This is a genomic window from Moraxella caprae DSM 19149, assembly GCF_000426885.1.
GTDB lineage: Bacteria > Pseudomonadota > Gammaproteobacteria > Pseudomonadales > Moraxellaceae > Moraxella > Moraxella caprae.
Genome location: NZ_AUGF01000061.1, coordinates 1 through 9,452 on the forward strand (window position 1 = coordinate 1; position 9,452 = coordinate 9,452).

Genomic DNA, 9,452 nt, shown 5'->3' on the forward strand with positions numbered 1-9,452 from the left:
TAATAGACTTCCTGCAAAACTAGGCTTTCCGTTCGCCCCGAGCTTGTTGAGGGGTGGCGGAAAACCGTTATGGTTCGACAAGCTCACCACGAACGGTTTTCCTTATTTTTGGGTTTTGCAGGAAGTCTAATGCTTTAGCATTTGTTGGTTTATTGTTTTATATTTCAATGTTTATTATTTCAGTATATTCTGCTTGTGAAAATTTTGATAACAAAATTTATGAAAACTTAAGACAGCAAAGATTGGAGTTATTGATAGATAAAAACTGGTTGGAGCAATTAATTCACAATGAATATTCAATCAAAATGACATTGAATAATTGGATTAATGGCAAAAGGCAAGCTATAACAGCTTTCCAGAAACTATTTGGAAAATTGGGTTTTATATTTATATTTTTTTCAGCCATAGGTTTTATTATGCCATATTTTTTAAATAAATATGAGTAATGATATTGTTGCTCTTAAGAATAAAATGCACCCATATTTTTGAGTTAATTGACTAATCGAAAATAATTAAACAACACAACCAACATTAATAAAACCTATGCTCATCTGCCCCATTTGCCACACCGACTTAAACTTACAAGGCAAAACTTACACTTGCCAAAACCGCCACAGCTATGACATCAGCAAGGACGGCTATGTCAATTTGCACGTGGTTCAGCACAAAAACAGCCACAGTGCAGGCGATACGCCAACATCGGTACAGGCTCGCAGACGCTTTTTGGCGGGTGGATTCTATGAGCCGTTAAGGGATAGGGTCGGGCAAATCATTGACGAGCTTGCCCCAACATCGGTGCTAGACATCGGCTGTGGCGAAGGCTATTATACCGCTCGCATGACACACTCTGCCCAAGTTATCGGATTGGATATTGCCAAAACCGCCATTATGACAGCGTCCAAAACGTATAAAAACACTGACATCGGCAAACACATCACTTGGGTGGTGGGTACAGGGGCGGTGTTGCCTGTGGCGGACGAGTGTGTGGATATTTGCACGAGCCTATTTAGCCCCTTGCCAAAGGCTGAGATGTTAAGGGTGTTAAAACCAAACGGCTATCTGCTTGTTGCCACGCCTGCTCCCATGCACCTATATGCCATGCGTGAGAAGCTCTTTGACACCGTCAATCCGCACAATCCTGCCAAATTTATCGCAGAATTGTCGCCCGAGTTTACCTTTGTCCATGAATGGCAAATAGACGCTGATTTATGCCTTGATAGCCAAAGCCTAAATGATTTGATAGAAATGACCCCTTACACCTATAAAGCCAAACTTGAGCGTAAGACGGCGTTAAAAGCACAGGATAAGTTTGATGTTAGGGCAAGTTTTTGTGTGTATTTATTTAAAAGGGCATAAGTTTCTCAAATGACGATTTTTGTACAAGGAGTTGCTTTTTTGATTGCTTGGATTATGATGATTATCATCTTATTGAGACATATGTATGAAATCCTTATTGTCCATTTCCATTATCGCCTTGTTGTCTTTATCCGCCTGCACCACACCCATTTCCCAAAATACAAATCCAAATGCAAATACAAATAAGCTTGCCACAACCACCACGCCCAGCCCTTTAACGTTTAGTCCCAACAATTACAAAACCATCACCCAAGACGACCAAAGCCTTGTCGTGCGTGCGTTTGAAAATATCCCCTATGTGGCAAATCCTACCGAGCCTGATTATCAAGTGATGAACGTCTATATTCCCGAGTCGTATTTTACAGGCGACAGCATTAACGGCTACACGGCAGACACCGCTCCGATATTTTTCCCAATGGCGTGGGCGGATATATACCCGCCAAGCCGATGACTGCCGAGAGTAGGGCAGGGCGAGACGGTACGCCAAGACCAAACAGTGTGGCTGCCGCCCTTATGCGTGGCTATGTCGTGGCAAGTTCAGGGGCTAGGGGGCGGACACTCGGCACAGACGGCAACTACACGGGCAAAGCTCCGTCTGTCATCGTGGATTTAAAATCCGCCATTGCCTATCTCAAAGCCAATGACACGCTCATGGCAGGGAGAGCCGACCGCATTATCGCCAATGGCACGTCCGCAGGCGGGGCGATGTCGCTACTTTTGGGGGCAAGTGGTAATAGCATGGATTATCACGCCGAATTGTAAAAAACAGGGGCGATTATGACAGCTGATGACAGCGTGTTTGCCGTGTCCGCCTATGCTCCGATTACCAATCTTGAAAATGCCGATATGGCGTACGAGTGGCAATTTAACGGCATTGATGATTATCACAAAATGAGCACGGGTATGCTCGACTACAACATCAAACGTGAACGCATAAAGGCAAGCCTAACGACGAGTAAAAAATTTGGTCAAATGAATTAAGATCCAATTTCCCCAGTTATGTCAATGGGTTAAAACTAACAGGGCATAACGGACAGTCATTAACATTGGATCATAACGGCAACGGCACGTTTAAAGATGAAGTGATTTATCATTTGAATAACTCCGCCAATACCGCCTTTAAAAATGGCACGGATTTAAATGAGTTTGACTTTTTGGCACAACGAAAATCGGCAAACCCTTTTTATGTGGCGGATTTTGACGGTTATTTGAGATACTTGGGGCGTACCTGCGTTTGATGCCACAGATTTGACCAGTGGCGAGAATAATTTGTTTGGCAATAAGACTTTGAACAATTAGCATTTTACCGCCTTTGGCAAAAAATACGGACAAGGGAGCATGGCGGACGCTCACACTATCAAGATGATGAATGCGATGAATTATATCGCCCAAAGTCCCACCGAGCATTGGCGTATCCGTCATGGGGCAAAGGATAATGATACGTCCCTTGCCGTGCCTGTGATACTGGCGACCGCCTTACAAAATCACGGTAAAAATGTAGATTTTGCCTTGGCGTGGGGTGTGGGTCATGATGGGGATTATGATTTGAATGAATTATTTGATTGGGCGGATAAGCTTGTTAAGGAAAATGGCGTAGTGAAATCCAAATAACTGTATAAGACAAACAAAAAGCCCAACATCACATTGGGCTTTTATGTTGATAAAGATAATCAAAATACTTCATCACACGCCTGCTTAAATCGTGCCACCGTGCCTGATACATCGGTCAATTTATCAAGCCCAAACAGCCCAATTCTAAAACTCTTATAATCAGACGGCTCGCCCACTTGTAGCGGTACGCCCCCTGCGATTTGTACACCGACTTTGGCAAACGCCACGCCCTTGTGTACATCATCATTTGGGGCATGGCAGACGATAACCCCAACCGCTTGACTGTCTTTATCCGCCACGCTTACGACCCCTTTGTCATTTAATACTTGCAAAATGGCTTGCCCCAGCTCTATTTGGGCGGATTTTAGCTTATCAAATCCTATCGCTTGGCATTCTTTTAGGGTATCTCTTAGCTGTCTTAGTCCGTCCGTGGGCATGGTGGCATGATAGGCGTGTCCGCCATTTTCATAGGCGGTCATGATATTCGCCCACACCTTTAAATCCAAGGCAAAACTTGTGGATTCTGTGCTTTGCACCAGCTCTTTGGCACGCTCGGACATCATGACAAGTCCACAGCAAGGCGTGCTAGACAAGCCTTTTTGTGGGGCGCAGAGCAGTACATCAATGCCCAATGCTTTCATGTCAAGCCACACACAGCCCGAAGCGATGCAGTCAATCACCAAAATCCCGCCCACGTCATGCACCGCTTGCCCCAGTGCCTTGATATAATCGTCTGACAACATCATGCCAGAAGCGGTCTCAACGTGGGGAGCAAACACCACGCTTGGGCGGTTTTGGCGAATATGGGCGGTAACTTCGTTAATGTCGGCAGGAGCGAATATGGCAGGATTGCCGTGGATTTGGGCGGTAAAAACGTGCGTGGATTTGGCGATACGTCCTTTTTCCAAAATCTGCGTCCAGCGATAGCTAAACCAACCATTTCGCACAATCGCTACGTCTTTGTCCGTGGCAAGCTGACGGGCGACCGCTTCCATGCCTGATGTGCCAGAACCGGGGATGATCGCCACGCTATCGGCATGATAAAGCTCTTTTAAAGTGGCGGATAAGTCTCTCATCACGCTTTGAAATTCGGTAGACATATGGTTCAACGCTCGGTCGGTATAGACCACCGAATATTCCAAAAGTCCTTGTGGGTCAATGTCGTCTCGTAAGGTAGGCATGGTTTTGTCCTTAAAAAGTGGGTTTGGGATAATTTACAAAAATTTAGGATAAATTGCAAATGGTTTTTGCCAAATCACACCGATTCGCTTGCCTTATGGCGGTTTTTGAGTTTAACGACAAGCCAAATAAATACTACAATCCCCACGACCGCAACCACCCCTGCCAATACAGGGGCGAATATGGTAAGTGCCGACAGTCCAATGGCGGTGCCAGTCTCTGCCAGTCCGATGACGGGGTTGGCGACACCAGCGGTCGTGGCGGTTGAAACGGCTCTGGCACCGGCGGTTGTGGTCTTAATGGTCGCTGCCGCTCCGCCCCCTGCCACGATGGCGAGCGCCCATGTCATCGCAGGACTCATGTCGGTCAGACTGCCTGCCATGGCTATCGTGCCTGCCATGCCTGCCAGTGGTACGGCAATAGTGTCAAGTAAATTATCCACAAATGGCACTAAATAAGACATGGACTCAGCGATGCTCGCCACCACCAAAATCACCAAGGCGGTCGTACTGCCTAGCCACAGCCAGCTCTCACCTAAGGGCAATATGCCAAAATAGTTTGCCAGCGACATGCCAAACAATGGCACAAACACCCGAAAGCCTGAGCTTGCTGCCAAGCCAATACCAAGACAAATGCTCAAAATCATCTCTGCTGTCATTTTTGTACTCTTTTAAAAATAGGATGATGCCATTATACAAAAACATCGGCAGGCGTGCGAATGATTTGTATGTCAAATAATAAAAAATACCAAGCCCACTGCCAGAAAACAATTAATATAAAAAACAGGTACTTATAAAATAATTTTAAAAATTTTTAAAAAAATACTTGCACAAATCAAAAACTATGGTATCATACGCACCACTTAGGAAACACCGCCGGCTTAGCTCAGTTGGTAGAGCAACTGACTTGTAATCAGTAGGTCGCCAGTTCGATTCCGGCAGCCGGCACCACTCCTAAGAAACCTTTCAGGTCAAGCCCGTTTATTGGGCTTAATCTTTTAACAGACCATTAAAAGACATACCTGTATCACTTGGTGGGGTTGGGGAGCGGTCAAACCCAACAGACTGTAACTCTGTCGCGAAAGCTTCGAAGGTTCGAATCCTTCCCCCACCACCATATTTTCCTACCAAATACCCATGCGGGTGTGGTTTAGTGGTAGAACCTCAGCCTTCCAAGCTGATGGTGCGGGTTCGATTCCCGCCACCCGCTCCATTTATTAGCAAAACTATTTGCTCTTGTAGCTCAGGGGTAGAGCACTTCCTTGGTAAGGAAGAGGTCGCGAGTTCAATTCTCGCCAAGAGCTCCATATCTGACCCTTTGAAATGTTTATTTCAAAGGGTTTTTTGATTTGTAGGGGTGAATTATATTCGCCCTTTATAAATCAATCGCTTGTGTAAAGTTGAGAATGGGGTTTTATTCCCCATTCTCCCCTCTTGCATCATTTATTGGACTTCTTTCCAAACCCAGATTTTTTAAAAATTAAACCCCCAGTGTTTTCAAGATTTTATGCTTAGTTTGGAAAGAGATTTGGTGTTGTAAAATCTGAGTTCTTGATGATTATAGTCTGCCAACTTTGAAATAATACTGTGTCAAACTCGCTCGTAGTACTACTTGTACAACTTCGCTCGTTTTCCTTGTCTTATTTCAAATTTGTTTGACTATATTATTTAAAATATAAAATGTAATAAAATGTATTTTTTAATTAAAATTATGTAAAGCAATGCTACTAAATTATCAATGCCAAGTAAATGCTTCTCTGGTATCACCCCTTATTTTTGTCTAAAAAATGGCATCTTATTGATTTTTATGATGAGACAAATGGACAAAAACAGATGCTGGGGTAAGTCAAATCCATTTTAACGCCTAGGCGGTTTATATCCGACTGTTTTGCTTGGCATGATTTTTGCAACATGATGAATGTCAATCTTATCTTTTGTGTGAATTTTGGAAAAGCTTATCATAACTGACATGAGATTAAAGTGTCATGATACGCTTAACTGTATTAAAATGTACATCTGTGACATTTTTTGTCAGCGGTATGACAATTTTTGACAGTATTTTTGCATAATTTTACAACTAAGATAGGTTTGATTGACACAAAATGAGATGATGAGCATGATTTAAAAGGCATTTTGTGAGCCCAAAGTCTGCCGTGATGTTGATGTATTGCCGTTTAATTTAAAAAGCATCATGACAGGCATGCCACACAAAAATGAGTTGGCTTGGTTCAAAAAGTATGCTACAAAGAAAACCGTTCGTGGCGAGCTTGGGAAACCTAACGGTTTTCCTACCCGTAGGCAGGCTCAGGGAGAACGGAAAAAAACTAGTTCAGCATACTTTTTAGACTACTACCAAATGAGTTTTAAATGTATTGTGCAAGTAGTTACCATAGTTTATGTTTATGAGGAGTTGCCATGCAACTAAAAAAATTAGCCTTCATCGGTTCGGCACTGATGATGGCAATTCATGCACATGCCGATGTACGTTTAGGCAATCAAGTTACATGGAAGATGTCAAGTCAAGGTGCGGTAGATGAGTTTACCAATCTAGCCACACATGATAATGCGGGTGGTGTGGTTTTCATCAGACCGCTTGCCAATGCAGAATCTTCTGAGCAGTCTAGCACCAACATTGCCATCAATGACCGCTATCTAACTAGCCTGCAAGATGGACATTATACATCTGGTGTGGCATGTGCAGGCAATGTCCAAATCAGTGCTGTTCCCACGGGCAAAAAAACCAACGATTTATCAGCCCAATCCATTCATACTCATCTAAATCCACGAGAAGTTCAGTACTTTGTCGTACAAACTGGCAATAACTATCAAGCCAGTTTAACTCAAGTAGACGCCAACCAAGCCCAAGAGCTCATCCAAGGCACGCGTCGTCAAACTCATCAAGTCAGTCGTGTACAACCTGCTGACTGCTCGCCAGTACAACGTACCCAGCAGCAAGTTGCCCTTGTATCAGTTGCCCCTGTTAGAGCAACGACAAACGTACAGCCTAGTCAGTCGTCTTATGTAGCTCAGCCTGCCAAATTAAATCTGACCATCCAATTTGACCATGATAAAAGCCATGTCAAACCAGCATTTCAACAGGATGTCGCCAAAGTCGCTAATTTTCTAAAACAACACCCTAACACCAGTGCTACTATCGAAGGTCACACCGACTCAACAGGTGCCGCTAGCTATAACCAAAAGCTTTCTGAGCGTCGTGCTAAGGCGGTCAAGCACCTATTGGTAAATAACCACGGTATTGAGAATTCTCGTTTATCTACCATCGGTTATGGCGAATCTCGCCCTGTTGCCACCAACAACACCAAGGTAGGGCGTTATGAAAACCGCCGTGTCGTTGTTGTTTTACAATAATCGTCATACAGTCAAATTAAAATAAGGATAACACATGCAATCCATCAGTGTAAAAGTCAATGACAGCGTTCAGACCATTGCCGAAGCAAAGGTCATCACCAAAGACGGTCAACCCACCATCATCAAAGCCAATCGTAATGCCAACTACGAGCTTATCAACGATGCCACAGGTCGTGGTCCTGACCACATCGTCACCAAGCGTGTTGGTAAAGATTTGCATGTCTCTTTTGAAGAGAGTGCCGAAGAGTCCGACCTAATCATCGAAAACTTCTATGACTATGACAAATCAGCACTCATCGGACAAGCCGAAAGCGGTCAATACCACTACTACGTGCCAGATACCGGTCTTACCCAAGACTATGTGACCGAGCTTGTCATCGGTGACATCGAAGGTCAGGCTCTAGGCGGTCAAGGCTATCCTGCGCCATGGTGGATTGGTGCAGAAGAAGGCAGTCGCTTTGGCATCATGCCATGGCTTGTGGGTCTGGCAGGTGTTGTAGCAGCTGGTGTCGCTCTTAAAGGTGACAACGACAATAACAACAGTAAAGCACCTGTGGCTGACACACAAACACCAACACCACAGCCAAAACCTTTACCTGTAGAACTAAAAATCGGTCCTTCTCAAAACCCTACCGATGCCAAACTGTCTATTATGTTGTCAGAAGGTGCTGAAAAAATTTCTATCGATCTGCCAGGACTTACCCCTATCGAAACCACCATTGATGCCTTAAAAGCACTTGACACAAATCCAGCAAGCAATACCTATGATATTAGTATCAATCAGCTTGTCAGCCCAGGTCTTGCCAATTACAGTCTAAGTTTGGTAGACTACCAAAAAGTCATCGACAACATCAAAAATGGTCAAGCAGTCAAAGTAACTGCCAAAAAAGAAGGCTTTACAGATGGCAAAGCCGATGACGCAGTTACCCAAACCCCTGACGTTGACGCTATTAACAAAGATGGCGACAATTTTGCGACAATCAATCCAAAGCCTAACATTACAAACGCCAGCGAAGTGACTGTCAGCTATACACCAAGCAGTGGCAACGCCAACCCACAAACCATCACCGCCACCAAAGTGGGCGACAGCTGGCAAGCAACAACAGGGGCTAACAACACGCCCATCAGTACCATTACTACCGCCGATGCACCAGCTGACAAACCGTCTATTGACCCTGCGACTGGCGTTATCAGTATACCAACCAGCTTGGTTAATACCTCACAGTACACCCCTGTAACCGCACAGGTTACCAAAACCACCGACAACAAACCCTCATTACAAAACAATGTGGACTTGCCAGACACTCCATCGGTTAATATTCCAACCATTAACAGTGGTGAAACAGATTATCCTATTGCCGTCTCACCAGGTAAAGACAACACCTCGATTGTTACAAGCTACACCGATGAAGCGGGTAAACCACAAACCATCACCGTCACCAAAAATCCAGACGGCAGCTACAGTGCCACACAAGACGGCAAACCAGTCAAAACCACGCCAACAGATGACAACACCCCTTGGGTTAATACCACAAACGGTGTATTGATCCTACCCAAAGATTCGGTTGACAACAACAAACCTGTTACCACCATTGGTAAGACAGACAATGGCTCAGCACAAGATGCCACCAATCCTGCCAACACACCAAAAGTGGTCGCCAATAACCCAACAGCTACCCAAACAGGTTTGCCACAACAGGCTGACATTGTCGCAACACCAGGTGAGGGTAACACCAAAACAAGTACTACCTATACTGACGAACAAGGTAATACCAAGACAATCACCGCAACTTATGACCCTGCTACCAACACATGGACAGCAAAAAACCCAAATGAGCCCACCCAAGATTTGCCAACCACCAACACAGACGGCAAAACACCTTATATCGATCCACAAACAGGTTCAATCACTTTCCCACCTGCTTCTGTTGATAACGC

The 9,452-nt window shown here is 44.6% G+C and carries 10 protein-coding genes and 4 tRNA genes; 12 read left to right on the forward strand and 2 right to left on the reverse strand.

From position 1 onward, the window contains the following. The first annotated feature begins 543 nt into the window (after nt 1–543). From K941_RS0111365 to K941_RS17590, 6 genes are all read left to right on the forward strand, one after another. A complete protein-coding gene (locus tag K941_RS0111365) occupies nt 544–1,356 on the forward strand; it encodes a putative RNA methyltransferase (RefSeq protein ID WP_036388290.1) in 813 nt (270 codons plus the stop codon). An 85-nt stretch (nt 1,357–1,441) separates the two neighbouring features. Continuing rightward, nucleotides 1,442–1,807, forward strand: coding sequence for a hypothetical protein (locus tag K941_RS17570; protein ID WP_029103709.1), 366 nt, complete (start codon nt 1,442–1,444; stop codon nt 1,805–1,807). Continuing rightward, nucleotides 1,777–2,118, forward strand: coding sequence for an alpha/beta hydrolase family protein (locus K941_RS17575; RefSeq protein WP_208854378.1), 342 nt, complete (start codon nt 1,777–1,779; stop codon nt 2,116–2,118). Before K941_RS17570 ends, K941_RS17575 begins: the two co-directional genes overlap by 31 nt. Nucleotides 2,119–2,133: 15 nt before the next feature. After that, nucleotides 2,134–2,337 (forward strand): hypothetical protein, encoded by a 204-nt coding sequence (locus tag K941_RS17580; protein WP_029103711.1) that lies wholly within the window; start codon nt 2,134–2,136, stop codon nt 2,335–2,337. A 65-nt stretch (nt 2,338–2,402) separates the two neighbouring features. Next, nucleotides 2,403–2,594 carry a hypothetical protein gene (locus K941_RS17585; protein ID WP_029103712.1) on the forward strand — a complete coding sequence of 64 codons (192 nt, stop codon included), beginning with the start codon at nt 2,403–2,405 and terminating at the stop codon, nt 2,592–2,594. Nucleotides 2,595–2,694: 100 nt separating this feature from the next. After that, nucleotides 2,695–2,967 (forward strand): hypothetical protein, encoded by a 273-nt coding sequence (locus K941_RS17590; RefSeq protein ID WP_208854379.1) that lies wholly within the window; start codon nt 2,695–2,697, stop codon nt 2,965–2,967. A gap of 59 nt (nt 2,968–3,026) precedes the next feature. Here the strand turns inward: K941_RS17590 and K941_RS0111395 are convergent, their stop codons facing one another. Both K941_RS0111395 and K941_RS0111400 read right to left on the reverse strand, forming a co-directional pair. After that, complete coding sequence (locus K941_RS0111395) at nt 3,027–4,148, reverse strand: aminotransferase class V-fold PLP-dependent enzyme (RefSeq protein WP_029103714.1); 1,122 nt, start codon at nt 4,146–4,148, stop codon at nt 3,027–3,029. A 74-nt stretch (nt 4,149–4,222) separates the two neighbouring features. Beyond that, nucleotides 4,223–4,804 (reverse strand): DUF4126 domain-containing protein, encoded by a 582-nt coding sequence (locus K941_RS0111400; RefSeq protein WP_029103715.1) that lies wholly within the window; start codon nt 4,802–4,804, stop codon nt 4,223–4,225. A gap of 216 nt (nt 4,805–5,020) precedes the next feature. Here K941_RS0111400 and K941_RS0111405 point away from each other — a divergent pair. The 6 genes from K941_RS0111405 to K941_RS0111440 form a co-directional block, all read left to right on the forward strand. Beyond that, nucleotides 5,021–5,096 (forward strand) — tRNA-Thr (locus K941_RS0111405). An 82-nt stretch (nt 5,097–5,178) separates the two neighbouring features. Beyond that, a tRNA-Tyr gene (locus tag K941_RS0111410) sits at nt 5,179–5,262 on the forward strand. A gap of 22 nt (nt 5,263–5,284) precedes the next feature. Next, a tRNA-Gly gene (locus K941_RS0111415) sits at nt 5,285–5,358 on the forward strand. 19 nt (nt 5,359–5,377) lie between these two features. Beyond that, nucleotides 5,378–5,452, forward strand: a tRNA-Thr gene (locus K941_RS0111420). 1,108 nt (nt 5,453–6,560) lie between these two features. After that, the gene (locus K941_RS15740; RefSeq protein ID WP_051226050.1) at nt 6,561–7,514 is read left to right on the forward strand and encodes an OmpA family protein; all 954 of its coding nucleotides are present in this window, start codon (nt 6,561–6,563) and stop codon (nt 7,512–7,514) included. Nucleotides 7,515–7,548: 34 nt separating this feature from the next. Further along, a partial coding sequence (locus tag K941_RS0111440) for a hypothetical protein (RefSeq protein ID WP_029103717.1) occupies nt 7,549–9,452 on the forward strand: 1,904 nt, incomplete at its 3' end.